This window comes from Microbacterium sp. X-17 (assembly GCF_039615055.1).
On the sequence record NZ_JBDHNI010000005.1, the window covers coordinates 555,354 to 575,366 of the forward strand.

Genomic DNA, 20,013 nt, shown 5'->3' on the forward strand with positions numbered 1-20,013 from the left:
GGGGCGGCAGGCTAGGACGCGGCGGCGAGGGCCTGGGTGGTCTCGGCCCACTCCTGCAGCTTCGCGGCGGCGGCGCCGCTGTCGATCGCGGCCTCGGCCACGTCCTTCGCCTCCGCGAGGCGCTCGACGATCGGCCGCTGCACCTCGCCCGCATCGACGGAGAGGCGGAACGCCACGATGCCGGCGGCCGCGTTGAGCAGCACGATGTCGCGCACGGCCCCGGTCTCGCCGCCGAAGACGCGGCGGACGACCTCGGCGTTGTGCTCCGGGCTGCCGCCGACGAGCTCGTCGATGTCCGAGAACGGGATGCCGATGTCGCGCGGGTCGAGGTCGTGCTCGTGCACGTCCCCGAGCGAGACCTCCCACACGCGGCTGTGGCCGGTCGTCGTCAGCTCGTCCAGCCCGTCGTCGCCGCGGAACACGAGCGCGGTCGCGCCGCGGGTCCGGAACACGCCCGTGATGAGCGGCACCCGGTCGAGATGCGCGACCCCGACGGCGTTGGCCTCGGCCCGCGCGGGGTTGCAGAGGGGGCCGAGGATGTTGAAGACGGTGGGCACGCCGAGCTCGGCGCGGGTCGCGCCCGCGTGCCGGAAGCCCGGGTGGAAGGCCGACGCGAAGGCGAAGGCGATGCCGGTCCGCGCGAGGGACTCGGCAACCGCCTCCGGGCTGAGCCCGAGGTCGATGCCCAGCGCGCGCAGCACGTCGGAGGAGCCCGACGACGAGCTCGCGGCGCGGTTGCCGTGCTTCACGACCGGGATCCCGGATGCCGCGGCCACGATCGCCGACATCGTGGAGATGTTGACCGTGCCGAAGCGGTCCCCGCCCGTGCCGACGATGTCGAGGACGTCCGCGGGCACCGGCAGCGGGAGCGCTGCCTCCAGAATGGCATCCCGGAAGCCGACGATCTCGTCGACGGTCTCGCCCTTGGCGCGCAGCGCGATCAGGAAACCGGCCAGCTGCGAAGGCGTCGCCTCGCCCGCCATGATGCGCCGCATCGCCCACGTCGACTCGGACACGCTGAGATCCCGCCCCTCGAGAAGCGTGGTGAGGGTCGTCGGCCACGTGTACAGGTCCGCCATAGGCACGATCCTAGTGAGGGACTCACGGCGACTTCGCCGCCGATTCTTAGGCGGTCCTAAGTGTCAGGACGGCCGCGTCACGGCGTCGTGGTGCGAAAATCGCCTCCCGGTTTCGGCCATAATGGAGTCCGTGACGACCCCAGCGACGTACTCCCAGGCTTTGCGTACCGTTAAGCGTCCGGATCCGGTCGCGGTCGGGACGATCGTCTGGCTTGGCAGCGAGGTCATGTTCTTCGCGGGGCTCTTCGCGATCTACTTCACGCTGCGCAGCACGTCGCCGCAGCTCTGGGCATCGCAGACCGAGCACCTCAACGTGCCGTACGCGACCGTGAACACGATCATCCTCGTGCTCTCGTCCGTCACCTGCCAGATGGGCGTCTTCGCCGCTGAGCGCTTCCAGCCCTACAAGACGGGCGGCAGCCCGTTGCGGTGGGGCATGACGGAATGGTTCTTCCTCTCCTTCGCTCTCGGCGCGATCTTCGTCTCCGGCCAGGTGTGGGAGTACGCCCAGCTCGTCACCGAGGGGATGCCGATCAGCGCGAACTCGTACGCGTCGGCCTTCTACCTCACCACCGGCTTCCACGCCCTCCACGTCACCGGCGGCCTCGTCGCCTTCCTGCTCGTGATCGGCCGGGCCTACGCCGTCAAGAACTTCGGGCGCAAGGAGATGACGACCTCGATCGTCGTGTCGTACTACTGGCACTTCGTCGACGTCGTGTGGATCGCCCTGTTCCTCGTCATTTACTTCCTGAAGTAGAAAGCGGAGCCGAAATCCTATGGCACGTCACCCGAAGCGCCGTCAGGCCGGTCGCCGCAGTCCCTTCGCCGCAGCCGCTCTGATCGGCATCGGCCTCCTGCTCACGGGCGGGATCTACGCCGGCGCATCCGCCGCGATGGCCGCGACCAGCGACAACACCGCACCGACCGCCTCGATGGGCAACGCCGACAACGGCAAGAAGCTCTTCCAGGCCAACTGCGCCACCTGCCACGGCCTCAACCTGCAGGGCACCGAGAACGGCCCGTCGCTCGTTGGCGTCGGCGAGCTCGCGGTCCACTTCCAGGTCTCGACCGGCCGGATGCCGCTGCAGGCTCAGGGCCCGCAGGCTCCGCAGAAGCCGGTGCAGTTCACCGAGGCGCAGATCGCCGACATCGGCGCGTTCGTCCAGTCCGTCGCCCCCGGCCCGTCGTACCCCGACAACCGGATCATCGACGGTCAGGGCGACGTCGCGCGCGGCGCGGAGCTGTTCCGCATCAACTGCGCCATGTGCCACAACGTCGCCGCCGCGGGCGGTGCGCTCACCGAAGGCAAGTACGCCCCGAACATCCACACGACGAGCGCGCTCAACATCTACGCGGCGATGGTCACCGGCCCGCAGAACATGCCGGTCTTCAACAACATGAACCTCACGCCCGAGGACAAGCGCGACATCATCTCGTCGCTGCTCTGGCTGCAGCAGAACGAGTCCCCGGGCGGCTACGGCCTCGGCGACCTGGGTCCTGTCTCGGAGGGCCTGTTCATCTGGATCTTCGGTATCGGCACGCTCATCGCGGTCACGGTGTGGATCACCGCGAAGTCCAACTGACCGACGATCGACCATACGGAACGTACGAGGAGCACCATGGCACACGAGGACGACGCAACAGACCTGGAGAGGGCGAACTGGCAGCCCTCCTCGGGGCTCGCTGTGGCGGTGCCCGACCCGGTGCAGACCCCTGACCTGCCGCCGCACCGCGAGCGGATGACCGACAAGGACCCCGCGGCGATGCGCCGCGCGGTCCGCACGGTCTACACGCTCTTCTACCTGTCGGTCGCGGGCAGCATCTGGGCGATCGCCGCTTACATGATCTTCCCCATCGAGGACGGCTCGATCGGGAGCATCCGCGACAACAACCTCTTCATCGGGCTCGGCATCGCGCTGGCCCTGCTCGCGATCGGCGTCGGTGCCCTGCACTGGTCGAAGGCGATCATGAGCGACAAGGAGTTCGTCGAGCACCGCCACCCGACGCGCGGCAAGGACTCGACCCGCGCTGCCGCGATCAAGGCGTTCGTCGACGCGAACGAGGAGTCCGGCTTCGGGCGCCGCACGATGATCCGCAACTCGCTGTTCATCGCGCTCGGTGCGTCGATCCTCCCCGGCCTCACGCTCTTCCGCGGCCTCGCGCCGATGAACGAGAACCCCGTCACGCTCCTCGAGGAGACGATGTGGGAGAAGGGCATGCGCCTGGCGCACGACCCGAGCGGCCGGCCCATCAAGGCCTCGGACGTCACGCTCGGCTCGGCGTTCCACGTCATCCCTGAGCCGCTCGCCGACCTCAAGGACGCGGACGAGAAGGCCTACCTCAACGCGAAGGCCAAGGCGATCGTGCTGATGGTGCGGATGCCGCAGGACCAGCTGACCGAGGCGCCGGACCGCAAGGGCTGGTCATACGACGGCATCGTCGCCTACTCGAAGGTCTGCACGCACGTCGGCTGCCCCGTCGGCCTGTACGAGCAGCAGACCCACCACCTGCTGTGCCCCTGCCACCAGTCGCAGTTCGACATCTCGGACGGCGCGAAGGTCATCTTCGGCCCGGCCGCCCGTCCGCTGCCGCAGCTGCCCATCACGGTCGACGACGAGGGATACCTCATCGCGCAGAGCGGCTTCAACGAACCCGTCGGTCCGAGCTTCTGGGAGCGCCACTGATGAGCACCGCCACCGCCACTGACGGGGCCGTCGACGCACCCGCGAAGTCCGAGGAAGAGGTCAAGCCGATCGGCGGCTTCGTCGGAGCAGCCGCGAGCTACATCGACGACCGCACGAGCCTCTCCGGCTTCGTGAAGGAGCTCGGTCGCAAGATCTTCCCCGACCACTGGTCGTTCATGCTCGGCGAGATCGCGCTGTGGAGCTTCGTCGTCATACTCCTCTCGGGAACGTTCCTGACGTTCTTCTTCCAGGCCTCGATGGTGCCGACGCACTACACGGGCGCGTTCCCCCCCATGCGCGGGGTCGAGATGTCGGCCGCGCTGGACTCGACGCTGCGCCTGTCGTTCGACATCCGCGGCGGTCTGCTCGTCCGCCAGATCCACCACTGGGCCGCCCTCACGTTCGTCGCCGGCATCGGCGTGCACATGCTCCGCATCTTCTTCACGGGTGCGTTCCGCAAGCCCCGTGAGCTGAACTGGGTCATCGGCTTCGTGCTGTTCGTCCTCGCCATGGGCGAGGGCTTCACGGGCTACTCCCTCCCCGACGACCTGCTGTCGGGCAACGGCCTCCGGATCATCGACGGCCTCATCAAGGGCCTCCCTCTGATCGGCACGTGGACCTCGTTCCTCCTCTTCGGCGGCGAGTTCCCGGGCGACCAGCTCGTCGGCCGCTTCTATACGCTCCACATCCTGCTGCTGCCGGCGATCCTCGTCGGGCTGCTCGCGGTTCACCTCATCCTCATGATCGTGAACAAGCACACGCAGTTCGCGGGCCCGGCACGGACGAACAACAACGTCGTGGGCTACCCGATGCTGCCGATCTACGCCTCGAAGATGGGCGGCTTCTTCTTCACGGTGTTCGGCGTGATCGTCCTGATCGCCTCGCTGTTCACGATCAACCCGGTGTGGGCGTACGGTCCGTACGACCCCTCCCCCGTCTCCGCCGGAACCCAGCCAGACTGGTACATCGGCTTCGCGGACGGCGCCCTGCGTCTCGTGCCGCCGCACCTGGAGAGCGTGTTCTGGGATCACACGTGGTCGTGGAACATCATCATCCCGGTCGTCGTGCTGGTCGTGTTCCTGGTCCTCGTCGCGATCTATCCGTTCATCGAGTCCTGGGTCACCGGGGACAAGCGCGAGCACCACATCGCCCAGCGCCCGCGCAACGCCGCGACGCGCACCGCGATCGGCGCCGCCGGTGTCGTGTTCTACGCGGTCCTGTGGGCCGCCGCCTCGTCGGACATCATCGCGACGCACTTCATGCTCACGATCGAGGGCGTCACGCACACCCTGCAGGTCTCGCTCATCGTCGCGCCGATCATCGCGTACTTCATCACGAAGCGCGTCGCGATCGGGCTGCAGAAGAAGGACCGCGAGGTCGCGCTGCACGGCTACGAGTCCGGCCGCATCGTCCGTCTCGCGGGCGGTGAGTACATCGAGGTGCACCAGCCGCTCGACGAGTACGAGCGCTGGAAGCTCGTCGACTACGAGACGTACGAGCCGCTCGTGGTGCGCCCGAACGCCCAGGGCCGGATCCCGTGGCACGAGCACCTGCGCTCGAGCTTCTCGCGCTGGTTCTTCGAGGACCGGCTGACGCCCGTCACCCACGCGCAGCTCGAGGAGGCCGTGGCGCACCAGCACCACGAGCTGACCCACCTCGACGAGGCGGAGGCCGAAGAGGTCGAGGCCGCGGCGCAGCGCGCGATCGAGGACGGTCACCCCGTCGTCGAGAAGTTCGCGAAGGCCGAGGGCGAGCTCCCCTCCCCCCGGGGCCTTACGGAACTGAACCAGACCAGCAACGAGCCGACGACGGAGATCGCGCCGCACGAGCCGGAGGACAAGCCCGAGCGCTGATCTGCTCCCCCGCCCCCTGACGAAGGCCCCCGGTTACCCGGGGGCCTTCGTCATCCCGGCCCCGCCCCGTCCCCGCCATCCGCGAGACTGCACGTGCGCTCCGAGACGTCAGGCGTACCCCGCAGCCTCGGAGCGCCGATGCAGTCTCGCGGATGGGTGGGCCGGCGTGGCAGCGGCGGGCGGAGGAGCGGGCGGGTCAGGCGCTCTCGAGCGCGTCGATCACGTCGAGGGGGGCGGCGGCGGAGCCGAAGAAGATCGGATGCGGATCGCTCGCGTCCCAGGCCTCTACGAGGTCGGCGACGACCGCGGTGACGTTGTCGCGGGAGCCGGCCTCCAGGGCGAGGCTCACGGCCGCTTCGGCGGCGCCGGAGGGCGACCGGATGCCGGCGAGGATCGCGGCGAGCTCGGTGTCCGGGAGGTAGTCGGAGAGGCCGTCGCTGCACAGCAGCCAGCGGTCTCCGGTCAGGGCGTCGCGCTCGCGCACCGACACGAGGTCGGCGTCACCTCCCCCGAGGGACGACGTGATGAGGTTGCGGCGCGGATGCTGGGCGGCATCCTCGGGCGTGAGCAACCCGCGCTCGACGAGCACCTGGACGTACGAGTCGTCACGCGTCTCCCGCGTGAGCGTGCCGCCCCGGAGGAGGTACGCGCGCGAGTCGCCGGTGTGTGCGAGCAGCACGGTGCCGTGCAGGCTCACGAACGCGCCCGTGAGCGTCGTCGCCATCCCTTGAAGGGATGGATCGCGTCGGACGTGGCCGCGAAGATCACCGTTCGCCGCGCGGATCCGCTCCAGCAGCCGGCGCTCGTCGGGGATCCCGACGGCACCGTCCGCGAATCGCCTCAGGAGCGCCGCTGACGCGAGATCTCCCGACGGACCGCCACCGACGCCGTCGGCGACGGCAGCGCCCCAGGGCGCCGTGAACGCGGCATCCTGATTCGACGTGCGGAAGGCTCCGACGTCCGACGCCGCGCCCGCCCGGAAGCGGATCGGCACGGATCAGCGCGCGAAGTAACCGCGGTAGTACTCGTACACCCAGCCGACGATCGCGACCGCGAACACGCCCAGCCCGATCGGGACCATCCAGGTGCCGACGGAAAGCCCGATCGCGCCGATCGCGGCGGAGGCGGCCAGGACGATCGGCCACCACGACCACGGGCTGAACTCGCCCATCTCGGGGTCGCCGTCGTCGATGTCGGCCGTCACGGTGTCCTCGGGCAGCTCCCCGCCCTGTGCGCGGTGCACGCGCGACGTGTAGAACGCGATCATGACCGACATGAGGGCGCCGAAGAGGAAGGCCACCGTGCCGACATACTCCGGAACGCCGTACGAGATGACGTGCCAGACGGTGTAGACGACCTCGACGAAGAGGAAGAAGCCGGCGAGAAGCCACCAGAGTCCGGTATTGGTGCGCATCGCTTACTTCACCTCTCCGGCAGCCACGTCCACGACCGGGGCATCCGGCGCATCCTTCGCCGGGCCCACCCCCACGGCCAGCGCGGCCTCGGGGTGGTTCAGGTCGAACGCGGGCCGCTCGCTGCGGATGCGCGGGATCGAGGTGAAGTTGTGACGCGGCGGCGGGCACGAGGTGGCCCACTCGAGCGACGCTCCGTAGCCCCACGGGTCGTTGACCGTGACCTTCGGCGCGCGGCGCGCGGTGATCCACACATTCAGGAGGAACGGGATCATCGAGCTCGCGAGGATCATCGCGCCGATCGTCGAGACCTGGTTCTGCCACGTCCAGCCGTCCTCCGCCGAGTAGTCGGCGTAGCGGCGCGGCATGCCGTCGACGCCCAGCCAGTGCTGGATGAGGAACGTCATGTGGAAGCCGATGAACAGCAGCCAGAAGTGGATGTAGCCGAGGCGCTCGTTGAGCATTCGCCCGGTCCATTTCGGCCACCAGAAGTAGAAGCCCGCGAACATCGCGAACACGACCGTGCCGAACACGACGTAGTGGAAGTGCGCGACCACGAAGTAGGAATCGGACAGCGCGAAGTCCAACGCGGGCGAGGCGAGGATGACGCCGGTCAGACCGCCGAAAACGAACGACACGAGGAAGCCGAGCGCGAACACCATCGGCGTCTCGAAGGTCACCGACCCTCGCCAGAGCGTGCCGATCCAGTTGAAGATCTTCACGCCCGTCGGCACCGCGATGAGCATCGTCATGAGCGCGAAGAACGGCAGCAGGACCGCACCGGTCACGTACATGTGGTGCGCCCACACCGCGACCGAGAGCGCCGCGATCGAGATCGTCGCGTACACGAGGGTCTTGTAGCCGAAGATCGGCTTGCGGCTGAAGACCGGGAAGATCTCCGACACGATGCCGAAGAATGGCAGCGCGATGATGTACACCTCGGGATGGCCGAAGAACCAGAAGAGGTGTTGCCAGAGCAGCACGCCGCCGTTCTGCGGATCGTAGATGTGCGCACCCAGCACGCGGTCGGCGGCGGCGGCGAGGATCGCGGCGGCGAGCACCGGGAACGCGATCAGGACGAGGATGCTCGTGATCAGCGTGTTCCACGAGAAGATCGGCATCCGCCACATGGTCATGCCCGGGGCACGCATCGTGATGATCGTCGTGATGAAGTTCACGGCGCCGAGGATCGTGCCGAAACCGCTGATGCCGAGGCCCAGCATCCAGAGGTTGCCGCCGACGCCCGGCGAGAAGGTCGCACTCGCGAGCGGCTGATAGGCGAACCAACCGAACGCGGCCGCACCCGTCGGGGTGAGGAAGCCGGAGACGGCGATCGTCGAGCCGAAGAGGAAGAGCCAGAACGCGAAGGCGTTCAGACGCGGGAAGGCGACGTCAGGGGCACCGATCTGCAGCGGCAGGATCGCGTTCGCGAAGCCCGCGAACAGCGGGGTCGCGAACATGAGCAGCATGATCGTGCCGTGCATCGTGAAGAGCTGGTTGTACTGCTCCTTCGTCGGCAGGATCTGCATCCCCGGCTCGAAGAGCTCGGCGCGGATGATGAGAGCCATCACGCCGCCCAGGAGGAAGAAGACGAACGCCGAGATCAGGTACATGTAGCCGATCGTCTTGTGATCGGTCGACGTGACCCACTTGACGACGATGTTGCCCTTCTGCTCGACGCGCGACGAGCTGAGCAGCGCCGCCTGCCGAGGGGGAAGGGTCGTCGTACGGCCCTCCTGAAGTGGGAGCGTGGTGGCCATCACTTACCGTCCTCGTTGGTCGTGGCACCCGTGCCGGGGAGGTTGTCGAGGCGATCGTACGCCTGCGTGATCGCGCCCGTCTGTCCGGCGTCGCGCAGCTCCGTGAGGTGCTGCTCGTACTCGGCGTCGCTCACGACCTTGACGTTGAAGAGCATCGCCGAGTGGTACTCGCCGCAGAGCTCGGCACACTTTCCGGCGTAGGTGCCCTCGCGGGTCGGCGTGAACGACCACGAGTTGTCCTGGCCGATGTACATGTCCTTCTTGTAGAGGAAGTCGATGATCCAGAAGGAGTGGATGACGTCGCGGGACTCGAGCTTGATCCGCACCGACTTGTCGACCGGCAGGTACAGCGTCGGCAGCGCGGCGGTGTCGACGTCGCCGTTCTTCGCCACCTGCGCCTGGACGCCCATCGACCACACCGCGTCGGACTGGTCGGCGGCCTTGCCGTTGTACTGGAAGTCCCACGCCCACTGCTTGCCGATCGCGATGATCGAGACGTCGGGGTTCTGGTTCTGCGTCTCGAGGACCGTCTGATCGCGGGCGGTGAAGGCGAAGAAGCCGACCACGAGGATGAGCGGCACGACCGTGTAGAAGATCTCGATCGGCATGTTGTAGCGCAGCTGGGTCGGAAGGCCCGTCTGACCGCGGCGACGGCGGTACGCGATCATCGCCCACAGCATCAGACCCCACGTGACGATGCCCACTGCGAGCAGCACGATCCAGGAGTTCACCCACAGACCCGCGACCATGTCGGTGCGGTTCGTCGCTGCCTGCCCGTCCTCCGTGAAGCCCGGAAGGAAGCCGTGCAGCTGCGTCGGGCTGCATCCGGCGAGGGCTACCGCGGCACCGATCCCTACGGGGAGGGCGACCCAGCGGAGGCGGCGTTTCACAGGCACAGGGGCACCCTTCGGTCACGAACGTAGCAACGTTCAGTCTAGGGCAAGCTCACACCCGATTCCGGCCACACACCCAGCCCTGGAACGCCGTCGGCGCGACCGGAGAGACTCCGATCGCGCCGACGTAAGGCAAGAAAGTGCTGATCAGCAGCGGCCCCGGCGAGAAGCCGAAGGCGTCGCCCCTTCACTCAATGAAAGGAGTCTCCACATGCGCAGCTGCCCGAGGCGTTGGGGTTGTCGATCGTGAAACCCTGCTCCGAGATGGTGTCCTTGAAGTCGATCGAAGCGCCGTCGAGGTACGGGACGCTCATTTCGTCGACGATGACCTCGACGCCGTCGAAGTCGGCCGTCACGTCACCGTCGAGGAAGCGCTCGTCGAAGTACAGCTGGTAGATGAGGCCCGAGCAGCCACCCGGCTGCACCGCGACCCGGAGTCGCAGGTCGTCGCGACCCTCCTGGTCGAGCAGGCTCTTCACCTTGGCGGCGGCCGCGTCCGTCAGGAGCACGCCGTGCGAGTGGACCGTCTCTTCGGTGGACAGTGCGGTGTCGGTCATGACACTCCTCCCTCACTCCGCGTGGTTCCCGCGGCTTCCCCGATCATACGCCGCCACGCACCGGGGTGGGCCGGCTGTCGAGCGCGTCGAGCAGCAGCGCCTCCGCGACGATCGCGCGGCGGAACGTGGCGATGTCGAGCGACTCGTCGGGGCTGTGGGCGCGGGTGTGGGGATCCTCCACACCGGTCACGAGGATCTGCGCCGCGGGGAACCGGTGCGCGAGATCCGCGATGAACGGGATGCTGCCCCCCACGCCGATGTCGACGGGGTCGACGCCGTAGCCGCGGGCGAGTGCGTCGCGCGCCAGCTCGACGGCCCATCCGTCGGTGTCGACGAGGAAGCCGTCGCCGAGGTCGACGTCCTCGAAGCTCAGGGCAGCGCCGAAGGGCGCGTGCGCGCGCAGGTGCGCCTCGATCGCGGCGTACGCCTCGCGCGCGGACTGGCCGGGGGCCACCCGCACGCTGACGACGACCGACACCTCGGGCGTCAGCGTGTTGGCGGCGTTCGCCACCGTCGGCGCGTCGATCCCCGTGACCGTGAGGGCCGGCTTGTTCCAGATGCGGCCCAGGATCGGGCCGGAGCCGATCGGCGAGACGCCCGCGGGAAGGCCCACCTCCGCGCGCAGCGTGCGCTCGGCGTAGGCGGGGGTCTCGGCCTCGCGGACGCGGAGTCCGTCGACGGCGACCGAGCCGTCGGCATCCCACAAGGTCGACAGCAGCCGGATCGTCGCCATCATGGCATCCGGGACGGCGCCGCCGAACATGCCGGAGTGCGACGCGTGGTCGAGCGTGCGCACGCGCAGCGTGAAGCGGGCGTTGCCGCGCAGCGAGACCGTCAGGCCCGGAGTCGTGGCATCCCAGTTTCCGGAGTCGGCCACGACGATGACGTCGCCCCCCAGCGCCTCGGCGTGATCGGTGAGGAACGAGGTGAACGAGCGCGAGCCGGCCTCCTCCTCCCCCTCGACGAAGAGCGTGATCCCCAGCGCCAGGTCGTCGCCGGCGATCTGGGCCAGCGCGCGGATGGCTGCGAGGTGGACCATGACCCCTGCCTTGTCGTCCGCGGCGCCGCGGCCGTAGAGCCGGCCGCCGCGCACGGTGGGCTCGAACGGCGACGACTGCCACCGCGCGGGATCGCCGGGCGGCTGGACGTCGTGATGGGCGTAGAGGACGACCGTGGGGCGGCCGTCGCGGGCGGCACGCGTGGCGAGCACGGCCGGCATGCCGAGATCAGCCGATCCCGCGACCTCCGCCGTCGCGATCTCGACGCGGTCGAACACGCCGAGGCCCTCCGCGAGGGCTGCGACCGCCTCGGCGCTGCGCCGGACCTCGTCAGCGTCGAAGCCGGGAAAGGCGATCGACGGGATGCGGACGAGCTGCCCGAGCTCTGCGAGGGCGTGCGGCGTGGCCGCGAGCGCGGCGGCACGCACGGCATCCTCTCGGGCGTTCTCGGGGAGCATGCGGGTAATCTTAGGCGTACGCCCATCCGCCGATTCGAGGCGGAACCCTGTCCGCCGTTCGAGGAACACCGTGCCGAAGCAGCCACCCGCCCCCGCTCCCCAGGACACCCCGCAGGATGCCGGCGGCAAGGGACGCCCGACGCCGAGCCGCGCGGAGCAGGAGGCCGCCCGAAAGCGCCCGCTCGTCGCGAACACGAAAGAGGCGAAGGAGCGCGCGCGCGTCGAGCTCGCGCAGCAGCGCGAGAAGGCACGCGCCGGCATGGCCGCCGGCGAGGACCGCTACCTCCCGCAGCGCGACAAGGGTCCGCAGCGGCGCTTCGTCCGCGACTGGATCGACGCCGGCTACCACATCGGCGAGGGCATCCTGCCGTTCATGGTGCTCGTGATCGTCGCGACGTTCCTGCCGGTGCCCGACATCCAGTACTGGGCGTTCATCCTCTTGTGGGTCTACGTCATCGCCGTCGTCATCGACATGGTGATCACGTCGTTCCGCATCCGGCGCGCCGCCCGCCGCAAGTTCGGGGACCGCCTCGAACGCGGCCTGAGCTGGTATGGGTCGATGCGCTCGATCCAGATGCGGTTCATGCGCCTGCCGAAGCCGCAGGTCGCTCGCCGCCACTACCCCTCCTGACCCGCCGGCCGAGCCTCGCCCCTCCCTTTCCCCGGGCCCGACCCGCGCCACCTCCTACGCGAGAACGCGCGTGTGTCCTTTTTCGACGGCGTGTCGAGGACATACGCGCGTTCTCAGCGAGAGGTGGCGGGGCGGAGGAGGGCACGGTTGAGGGTCCGCGCCCAGAGGGGGCCCTGGTAGAGGAAGGCTGTGTAGCCCTGGGTCAGGGTCGCGCCGGCATCGAGCCGCTCCCGTACGTCGGCGGCCGTCTCGATGCCGCCGACCGCGATCACGCAGAAGTCCGCGGGGACGTTCGCGCGCACGAGACGCAGCACCTCGAGCGCCCGCTCCTTCAGCGGAGCGCCGGACAGGCCGCCGGCGCCGGCCGCCTCGACGATGGCGGGATCGGTCCGGAGCCCCGCGCGCGAGATCGTCGTGTTGGTCGCGACGATGCCGGCGAGCCCGAGGTCGACCGCGAGCCGCGAGACCGCCTCGACCTCGGCATCGGCGAGGTCGGGCGCGATCTTGACGAGGAGCGGCGTCGTGCCCGCGGCATCCCGCACCGCGGCGAGCAGCGGACGCAGGAGCTCGATCTCCTGCAGCCCGCGCAGCCCAGGCGTATTGGGCGACGACACGTTGACGACGAGGTAGTCGGCCAGGGGTGCGAGCAGCCGCGCGCTGCGGACGTAGTCGGCGGTCGCGTCCTCGACCGCGACGACGCGGCTCTTCCCGATGTTGACGCCGATCACCGGCCGGCGACGGGCGAGGCGGAGCTTCGCGAGGCGAGCCGCTGCGCGGTCGGCGCCACCGTTGTTGAAGCCCATGCGGTTGATGACGGCTCGGTCCGGGATGAGACGGAACAGGCGTGGCCTCGGGTTCCCGTCCTGCGGGAGAGCCGTGACCGTGCCGACCTCTACGTGCCCGAAGCCGAGCGCGCCGAGCCCGCGCGCGCCGACCACGTTCTTGTCGAAGCCGGCCGCGACGCCGAACGGCGAGGGGAACGTGAGCCCCAGCGCCTCGACGCGCAGCGACGGATCGGGCCGCGTCATCCGTCGCGCGATCCACGAGAGCGGCGGAACCCCCAGCATCCGGATGACGAGCATCGCCGCATGGTGCGCCGTCTCCGGATCCAGACGTGAGAGGACGTGACGGAAGAGGAGGGGGTACATCCGCCCCAGGCTACCGGAGCGCGCTCCACGCCTCCGGCGTCAGCCGTGGACAGACACGGCGGCGATACATCCGCCCCAGGCTATCGGAGCGGTTCGTCGGGCTCCGGCGCGGCATGTCCGTGGTCGACGCGCAACTCGGCGATCGCACCCTCGAAGTCCTCGAGCGAGTCGAACGCCTGGTACACGCTCGCGAAGCGGAGGTAGGCGACCTCGTCGAGGTCGCGCAGCGGGCCGAGGATCGCGAGACCGATGTCGTTCGTATCCACCTGCGCTGCACCCGTCTGGCGCACCGTCTCCTCGACGGCCTGCGCGAGCACCGCCAGGTCAGCCTCCGTGACGGGGCGTCCCTGGCACGCTTTCCGGACGCCGGACATGACCTTCTCGCGACTGAACGGTTCGATCACGCCGGAGCGCTTGATGACGTTCAGACTCGCCGTCTCGATCGTCGAGAAGCGGCGTCCGCACTGGGGGCACTGCCGGCGCCGGCGGATGCTGAGGCCGTCGTCGCTGGTGCGCGAGTCGATGACGCGCGAGTCCGGATGGCGGCAGAACGGGCAGTGCACGCGAGACCTACGACTCGAACCGGGCTTCGACGGCCTCGCCGTGCGCGGGCAGGGCCTCCGCCTGCGCGAGCGCGACGATGCTCTCGCGGACCTCGCGGAGACCGTCGTGGTCGTACTCGATGAGCTGCTGCGGCCGCAGGAACGTGGATGCCGAGAGCCCCGCGTTGTAGCGCGCCTGGCCGCCCGTCGGCAGGACGTGGTTGCTGCCGGCGAGGTAGTCGCCGAGGCTCACCGGCGAGTCGGCGCCGACGAAGATCGCGCCGGCGTTGACGAACTCCTCCGGGCGCGGATCGCGCAGATGCAACTCGAGGTGCTCCGGCGCGTAGGCGTTGCTCACCTCGACCGCCGCCGCGCGGTCGTCGACGAGGATGACGGCCGACTGCGGACCCGTGAGGGCGGCCGCGATGCGCTCGGCGTGGCGTGTGCGCGGCGCACGGATCTGCAACTCGGCGGCGACCTCGTCCGCCAGATCCGCGGAGTCGGTCACGAGGACGGCCGCGGCCTGCTCATCGTGTTCGGCCTGGCTGATGAGGTCGGCCGCGATGAGCCGCGGGTCGGCGTGCTCGTCGGCGACCACGAGGATCTCGGTCGCGCCGGCCTCGGCATCCGTCCCCACGAGGCCGGCGACCGCCCGCTTTGCGGCGGCGACGAAATTGTTGCCGGGGCCGCTCACGACGTCGACCGGCTCCAGGCCGATCGAGGGGACGCCGTGGGCGAACGCCGCGATGGCGCCCGCGCCGCCGATCGCGTACACCTCCTCGACGCCGAGCAGGCGCGCGGCGGCGAGGATGACGGGATGCACCCGGCCGCCGTGGTCGCGCTGGGGCGGCGAGGCGAGAGCGACCTCGCGGACGCCGGCGACCTGCGCGGGCACGACGTTCATCACGACGCTCGAGGGATAGACCGCCTTGCCGCCGGGCACGTACACCCCCACGCGCCGGACGGGCTGCCAGCGCTGTACGACGCGCGCGCCACGTCCGAGGACGGTCTCGCGCGCCGGCGGGATCTGGGCCGCGGATGCCTCACGCACGCGCACGATCGCCTCGTCGAGCGCCGCACGGACCCTCGGGTCGAGCCCGGCGAGCGCGGCGTCGAGGTGCTCCGCGGGCACGCGGAGGTCATGGCCGACGACCCCGTCGAAGCGCTCCGCCTGCTCCCGGAGCGCGTCCTCGCCGCGGTCGGCGACGTCGACGACGATCCGGGCCGCGGTCGCGAGAGCCGCGTCACGGGCGACCTGGGCGCGCGGAACGGTCGCGAGCAGCTCGGCCGTGGACAGACGTCGGCCTCGGAGATCGATCGTGCGGAGCATCCGATCAGCCTACCGGCGCGGGTCGTGCGCGACTCAGCCGCGCACGACGTCGGACACGTCGTGGAGATAGCCGACGCGCCCGTCCTCATGCCGGACGACGAACACCGCACCGCGATCCTCGACCACGAGCGCCCACGCGGTCGGGCCGATGCGGAAGATCGGCGTGCCGTACTCGTCCACGACATCGCGCTCGACCGGCGCGAGGGCCCAGAAGGCCTCATGGGCGTGAATGGGCTCGGTCACCGGGGTCCCGGAGTCGGGAAGCGGCGTGTAGGCGCCGGTCGCATAGGCCTCGGGTGCGTAACCCGAGTCGACCGGAGCCGCGTACGCGTGAGGCACGGGAGTCGCGTGGGGGTGGTGGACCACCGCGGGCCGTGGCTCGACGGGACGCACCGGGCGCGCGTTCGGGTGCGCGACCTGCTCGGGGCGACCGCGGAAGTCGTCGCGGAAGACGGGGATGAACGGTGCCAGCACGGTCAGCACGACGCCGGCCAGCATGAGGACGAGCTCGAGCCACATGACCCACGTCCGCACGACGATGCCGCTGGCGGCGGTGAACGACACCGCATCCCACGCCATCTGGATCCACACCACGGCCGACACCGAGAACGCGACCGAGGCGAACTGATCGACCCCGAGCGAGCCCACGCGCGGGATACCCTGCGGCGAGAACCGGCGGAGCAGGAGCAGGAAGACGGCCACCGTCGGGACACCGATCGTGAGGATCCACAGGAGGCCGGACGACCACAGCGACGCGAACGGGCCGGGCGTGATCGGGAAGAACGAGAAGAAGAACGCGACGAGCCACACGCAGCCGAGGACGAGCTCACGCACCGTCAGGGGGCCGACGCCGTAGAGGGGCGTCTCCGCCAGGGCGGCGGCCGGAGCGCTCGAGGATGCCGGAGCGGGCGCGGAGGCCGCCGCGGGCTGCTCCGCGATGATGTCGATGACCTCGATCGTGCCGTCCGCGTCCTGCGCGATGATCAGCGTCTCATCGATCGCCCCTCCACCGGCTCCGGATTCGCCGGCGGGGACGTTCTCGTCGGGGGTGTTCGCGGTCGAAGGGTCGCTCACGTCGATTCCTCTCGTGCGTGTGGGGGGGTAACGCTCCTCGATGGTACCCGCCGAGCCTCCGACTCAGCCCAGGCAGTGGGGCCCCAGGAGTCCCTTCAGCTCGCCGTAGAGGTCGGCCGTGATGCGCACCGGCACGGGCACCTCGAAGACCTTCGCGACCTCGCCCTTGTGGAGCCGGAGCGTGACCTCGGTCTCGCCCCGGTGCCGCGCCAGAACTTCGGCGAGCTCTTGGACGACCGTCTCGGTCGCCCGGTGCTCGGGCATCACGAGAACGAGCGGACCCGCCGCATCCACCGCACCGAGGTCGGGCGCGAACGCTGATACCGCGTGCAGATTGAGCCCGTCATCACGCCGGGAGATGCGACCGCGTACGACGAGGATCGCGTCGGGCTGAAGCACGGGCTGGAACTCCTGATAGGTCTTCCCCATGAACATGACCGTCACCTCCCCGTTGAAGTCCTCGATCGTGATCATGCCGTAGGGGTTCCCGCTCGACTTCGCCACGCGATGCTGCACGCTCGTCACGAGACCGGCCACCGTCACCTGATCACCGTCCTGCAGATCCTCGGACTCCAACAGGTCATTGATGGAGATCGAGGCGTGCTTCGCGAGCGGCACCTCGAGACCGGCGAGCGGGTGATCGGACACGTAGAGGCCCAGCATCTCCCGCTCGAACGCGAGCTTGTCCTTCTTCGTCCACTCCGGGCGATCGGGCACCTTCTGCACCTGCTGCGGCTCGTCCCACAGGCTGTCGAAGTCGAAGCCGACCTCGCCATTCGCCTCGCGGCGCTTGTCGAGCACGGCCTGCTCGGTCGCGCCCTCGTGGATCTCCAGGAGCGCCCGGCGCGTCGAGCCCATCGAGTCGAAGGCGCCCGCCTTGATGAGCGACTCGATCGTGCGCTTGTTCGCGACGTGCGGCGGCACCGTGTCGAGGAAGCCGTGGAAGGACGTGAACGGGGTATCCACACGCGACGCGACGATCCCCTCCACGACGTTCGTGCCGACGTTGCGCACCGCGCCGAGGCCGAACCGGATGTCCTCCCCGACCGCGGAGAAGTAGAGCGTCGACTCGTTCACGTCCGGCGGAAGCACCTTGATGCCCATCCGACGGCACTCGTTGAGGTACACCGCCATCTTGTCCTTCGAGTCGCCGACGCTCGTGAGGAGCGCAGCCATGTACTCGGCGGGATAGTGCGCCTTCAGGTACGCCGTCCAGTAGGAGACGAGCCCGTAGGCCGCGGAGTGCGCCTTGTTGAACGCGTAGTCCGAGAAGGGCAGCAGGATCTCCCACAGCTTCTGGACGGCGTCGTCGGAGTAGCCGTTCGCGTGCATCCCGGCCTGGAAGCCCGCGAACTGCTTGTCGAGCTCGGACTTCTTCTTCTTGCCCATCGCCCGTCGGAGGATGTCGGCCTGACCGAGGGTGAAGCCGGCGACGCGCTGGGCGATCGCCATGACCTGCTCCTGGTAGATGATCAGCCCGTAACTCGTGTCGAGGATGTCAGCGAGGGAGTCGCGGAACTCCTCGTGGATCGGGGTGATGTCCTGCTGCCCGGTCTTGCGCAGCGCGTAGTTGATGTGGGAGTTCGCCCCCATGGGCCCCGGGCGGTAGAGCGCGATGAGAGCCGAGATGTCCTCGAAGTTGTCGGGCCGCATGAGCCGCATGAGGCTGCGGAGCGGCCCGCCGTCGAGCTGGAAGACGCCGAGCGAGTCGCCCCGCGTGAGCAGCTCGTACGCGCTCCGGTCGTCGAGCGCGAGGTCTTCCAGGACGATCGGCGCCCCGCGGTTCGCGGTGATGTTGTCGAGTGCGTCGTTGATGATCGTGAGGTTCCGCAGGCCCAGGAAGTCCATCTTGATGAGGCCGAGGGACTCGCACGCCGGGTAGTCGAACTGCGTGACGATCTGGCCGTCCTGCTCGCGGCGCATGATCGGGATGATGTCCTCGAGCGGATCGCTCGACATGATCACGCCCGCCGCGTGCACGCCCCACTGGCGCTTGAGGTTCTCCAGCCCCACTGCGGTGTCGTAGACGGTCTTCGCCTCGGGATCCGTCTCGATGAGCGTCCGGAACTCCACCGCCTCCTTGTAGCGGGGGTGGTCCTTGTCGAACATGCCGTCGAGCGGCATGTCCTTGCCCATGACCGCGGGCGGCATCGCCTTCGTGAGCTTCTCCCCCATGCTGAAGGGGAAGCCGAGCACGCGGCCGGCGTCCTTCAACGCCTGCTTGGCCTTGATCGTGCCGTACGTGACGATCTGCGCGACGCGCTCGCTGCCGTACTTCTCGGTCACGTACTGGATGACCTCACCGCGACGGCGGTCGTCGAAGTCGACGTCGAAGTCGGGCATCGACACGCGGTCGGGGTTCAGGAAGCGCTCGAAGATGAGGCCGTGCTGGAGCGGGTCGAGGTCGGTGATGCGCATCGCGTACGCGGCCATGGACCCGGCCCCCGAGCCGCGGCCCGGCCCGACCCGGATGCCGTTGTCCTTTGCCCAGTTGATGAAGTCGGCGACCACGAGGAAGTAGCCCGGGAACCCCATCTGCACGATGACGCCGGTCTCGTACTCCGCCTGCTTCCGGACAGTGTCCGGAATCCCGGCCGGGTAGCGGAACTCGAGGCCCTTCTCGACCTCTTTGACGAACCATGACTCCTCGGTCTCGCCCTCCGGCACCGGGAAGCGCGGCATGTAGTTCGCCGACGTGTTGAACTCGACGTCGCAGCGCTCGGCGATCAGCAGCGTGGCATCGCACGCCTCAGGGTGGTCGCGGAAGACCTGACGCATCTCCGCCGCCGACTTCACGTAGTAGCCGTCGCCGTCGAACTTGAACCGCTTGGGGTCGTCGAGCGTCGAGCCGGACTGCACGCAGAGCAGGGCCGCATGGCTCGTCGCGTCGTGCTGGTGTGTGTAGTGCAGGTCGTTCGTGCCGACGAGCGGGATGTCGAGGTCTTTCGCGATCTTGAGGAGATCGCTCATGACCCGGCGCTCGATCGACAGCCCGTGATCCATGATCTCGGCGAAGTAGTTCTCCTTGCCGAAGATGTCCTGGAACTCGGCCGCCGCCGCGCGCGCCGCCTCGTACTGCCCCAGGCGCAGCCGGGTCTGCACCTCGCCGGACGGGCACCCGGTGGTTGCGATCAGGCCCGTCGAGTACTTCTGCAGCAACTCGCGGTCCATGCGCGGCTTGAAGTAGTAGCCCTCCATGCTCGCCTTCGACGACAGACGGAAGAGGTTGTGCATGCCCTCCGTCGTCTCCGACAGGAGCGTCATGTGCGTGTACGCCCCCGACCCCGACACGTCGTCGTCGTTCTGCTCGGGGGTGCCCCAGCGCACACGCGACTTGTCGGTGCGGTGCGTGCCCGGAGTGACGTAGGCCTCGATGCCGACGATCGGCTTGATCCCCGCATCCTTCGCGGTCTTGTAGAACTCGTAGGCGGCGAACGTGTTGCCGTGGTCGGTCACCGCGATCGCCGGCATCTCCTGCCGGACCGCCTCCTGGATCATCGGCCCGATGCGTGCAGCACCGTCGAGCATCGAATACTCGCTGTGCACGTGCAGGTGGACGAAGGAGTCGGATGCCATGCGACGAGGCTACCCGCG

At 69.1% G+C, this 20,013-nt stretch carries 17 protein-coding genes; 5 read left to right on the forward strand and 12 right to left on the reverse strand.

All coding sequences use genetic code 11. The features are described from left to right. Positions 1-11: 11 nt before the first annotated feature. Complete coding sequence (gene trpD, locus ABCS02_RS25650) at positions 12-1,079, reverse strand: anthranilate phosphoribosyltransferase (protein WP_345838525.1); 1,068 nt, start codon at positions 1,077-1,079, stop codon at positions 12-14. Between the two features lie 121 nt (positions 1,080-1,200). Between trpD and ABCS02_RS25655 the strand changes: the two genes are divergently transcribed. From ABCS02_RS25655 to ABCS02_RS25670, 4 genes are read left to right on the forward strand one after another with little or no spacing between them, the layout of a single operon-like run. Further along, positions 1,201-1,836: a heme-copper oxidase subunit III gene (locus tag ABCS02_RS25655; RefSeq protein ID WP_345838526.1), complete on the forward strand. Its 636-nt coding sequence runs from the start codon at positions 1,201-1,203 to the stop codon at positions 1,834-1,836. A gap of 19 nt (positions 1,837-1,855) precedes the next feature. Continuing rightward, complete coding sequence (locus ABCS02_RS25660; RefSeq protein WP_345838527.1) at positions 1,856-2,662, forward strand: cytochrome c; 807 nt, start codon at positions 1,856-1,858, stop codon at positions 2,660-2,662. A 36-nt stretch (positions 2,663-2,698) separates the two neighbouring features. Next, entirely contained in the window at positions 2,699-3,763 is a 1,065-nt protein-coding gene (locus ABCS02_RS25665) for a Rieske 2Fe-2S domain-containing protein (RefSeq protein WP_345838528.1), read from the forward strand. Continuing rightward, on the forward strand, positions 3,763-5,616 hold the full coding sequence (locus tag ABCS02_RS25670) for a ubiquinol-cytochrome c reductase cytochrome b subunit (RefSeq protein WP_345838529.1): 1,854 nt from the start codon (positions 3,763-3,765) through the stop codon (positions 5,614-5,616). The genes ABCS02_RS25665 and ABCS02_RS25670 overlap by 1 nt, the downstream gene beginning before the upstream one ends. A gap of 196 nt (positions 5,617-5,812) precedes the next feature. Here ABCS02_RS25670 and ABCS02_RS25675 read toward each other — a convergent pair whose 3' ends face one another. The 6 genes from ABCS02_RS25675 to ABCS02_RS25700 form a co-directional block, all read right to left on the reverse strand. Continuing rightward, positions 5,813-6,610 (reverse strand): protein phosphatase 2C domain-containing protein, encoded by a 798-nt coding sequence (locus tag ABCS02_RS25675; RefSeq protein ID WP_345838530.1) that lies wholly within the window; start codon positions 6,608-6,610, stop codon positions 5,813-5,815. A 3-nt stretch (positions 6,611-6,613) separates the two neighbouring features. Continuing rightward, positions 6,614-7,030 (reverse strand): cytochrome c oxidase subunit 4, encoded by a 417-nt coding sequence (locus ABCS02_RS25680; protein WP_345838531.1) that lies wholly within the window; start codon positions 7,028-7,030, stop codon positions 6,614-6,616. Positions 7,031-7,033: 3 nt separating this feature from the next. Further along, positions 7,034-8,788: a cytochrome c oxidase subunit I gene (ctaD, locus tag ABCS02_RS25685; protein ID WP_345838532.1), complete on the reverse strand. Its 1,755-nt coding sequence runs from the start codon at positions 8,786-8,788 to the stop codon at positions 7,034-7,036. Further along, positions 8,788-9,684: a cytochrome c oxidase subunit II gene (coxB, locus tag ABCS02_RS25690; protein ID WP_345838533.1), complete on the reverse strand. Its 897-nt coding sequence runs from the start codon at positions 9,682-9,684 to the stop codon at positions 8,788-8,790. The genes ctaD and coxB overlap by 1 nt, the downstream gene beginning before the upstream one ends. Before the next feature lie 188 nt (positions 9,685-9,872). Then, a complete protein-coding gene (gene erpA / locus ABCS02_RS25695) occupies positions 9,873-10,238 on the reverse strand; it encodes an iron-sulfur cluster insertion protein ErpA (protein WP_345838534.1) in 366 nt (121 codons plus the stop codon). A 43-nt stretch (positions 10,239-10,281) separates the two neighbouring features. Then, entirely contained in the window at positions 10,282-11,694 is a 1,413-nt protein-coding gene (locus ABCS02_RS25700) for a M20/M25/M40 family metallo-hydrolase (RefSeq protein ID WP_345838535.1), read from the reverse strand. 70 nt (positions 11,695-11,764) lie between these two features. On the opposite strand from ABCS02_RS25700, the gene ABCS02_RS25705 reads away from it, so the two are divergent. Next, complete coding sequence (locus tag ABCS02_RS25705) at positions 11,765-12,325, forward strand: DUF3043 domain-containing protein (RefSeq protein WP_345838536.1); 561 nt, start codon at positions 11,765-11,767, stop codon at positions 12,323-12,325. Between the two features lie 113 nt (positions 12,326-12,438). On the opposite strand, the gene ABCS02_RS25710 is transcribed toward ABCS02_RS25705, so the two are convergent. From ABCS02_RS25710 to dnaE, 5 genes are all read right to left on the reverse strand, one after another. After that, positions 12,439-13,473, reverse strand: coding sequence for a quinone-dependent dihydroorotate dehydrogenase (locus ABCS02_RS25710; RefSeq protein ID WP_345838537.1), 1,035 nt, complete (start codon positions 13,471-13,473; stop codon positions 12,439-12,441). Between the two features lie 80 nt (positions 13,474-13,553). Beyond that, positions 13,554-14,036, reverse strand: coding sequence for a transcriptional regulator NrdR (nrdR, locus tag ABCS02_RS25715; RefSeq protein ID WP_345838538.1), 483 nt, complete (start codon positions 14,034-14,036; stop codon positions 13,554-13,556). Positions 14,037-14,043: 7 nt separating this feature from the next. Beyond that, entirely contained in the window at positions 14,044-15,345 is a 1,302-nt protein-coding gene (gene hisD, locus ABCS02_RS25720; RefSeq protein ID WP_345838539.1) for a histidinol dehydrogenase, read from the reverse strand. A 33-nt stretch (positions 15,346-15,378) separates the two neighbouring features. Further along, entirely contained in the window at positions 15,379-16,419 is a 1,041-nt protein-coding gene (locus ABCS02_RS25725; protein WP_345838540.1) for a hypothetical protein, read from the reverse strand. A gap of 63 nt (positions 16,420-16,482) precedes the next feature. Continuing rightward, positions 16,483-19,995: a DNA polymerase III subunit alpha gene (gene dnaE / locus ABCS02_RS25730; protein ID WP_345838541.1), complete on the reverse strand. Its 3,513-nt coding sequence runs from the start codon at positions 19,993-19,995 to the stop codon at positions 16,483-16,485. Positions 19,996-20,013: the final 18 nt, after the last annotated feature.

Excerpts from the sequence above, each read along its gene's own strand:
- trpD (WP_345838525.1), bottom strand. The coding sequence starts at position 1,079 with ATGGCGGACCTGTACACGTGGCCGACGACCCTCACCACGCTTCTCGAG.
- ABCS02_RS25655 (WP_345838526.1), top strand. The coding sequence starts at position 1,201 with ATGGAGTCCGTGACGACCCCAGCGACGTACTCCCAGGCTTTGCGTACC.
- ABCS02_RS25660 (WP_345838527.1), top strand. The coding sequence starts at position 1,856 with ATGGCACGTCACCCGAAGCGCCGTCAGGCCGGTCGCCGCAGTCCCTTC.
- ABCS02_RS25665 (WP_345838528.1), top strand. The coding sequence starts at position 2,699 with ATGGCACACGAGGACGACGCAACAGACCTGGAGAGGGCGAACTGGCAG.
- ABCS02_RS25670 (WP_345838529.1), top strand. The coding sequence starts at position 3,763 with ATGAGCACCGCCACCGCCACTGACGGGGCCGTCGACGCACCCGCGAAG.
- ABCS02_RS25680 (WP_345838531.1), bottom strand. The coding sequence starts at position 7,030 with ATGCGCACCAATACCGGACTCTGGTGGCTTCTCGCCGGCTTCTTCCTC.
- ctaD (WP_345838532.1), bottom strand. The coding sequence starts at position 8,788 with ATGGCCACCACGCTCCCACTTCAGGAGGGCCGTACGACGACCCTTCCC.
- erpA (WP_345838534.1), bottom strand. The coding sequence starts at position 10,238 with ATGACCGACACCGCACTGTCCACCGAAGAGACGGTCCACTCGCACGGC.
- ABCS02_RS25700 (WP_345838535.1), bottom strand. The coding sequence starts at position 11,694 with ATGCTCCCCGAGAACGCCCGAGAGGATGCCGTGCGTGCCGCCGCGCTC.
- ABCS02_RS25710 (WP_345838537.1), bottom strand. The coding sequence starts at position 13,473 with ATGTACCCCCTCCTCTTCCGTCACGTCCTCTCACGTCTGGATCCGGAG.
- hisD (WP_345838539.1), bottom strand. The coding sequence starts at position 15,345 with ATGCTCCGCACGATCGATCTCCGAGGCCGACGTCTGTCCACGGCCGAG.
- dnaE (WP_345838541.1), bottom strand. The coding sequence starts at position 19,995 with ATGGCATCCGACTCCTTCGTCCACCTGCACGTGCACAGCGAGTATTCG.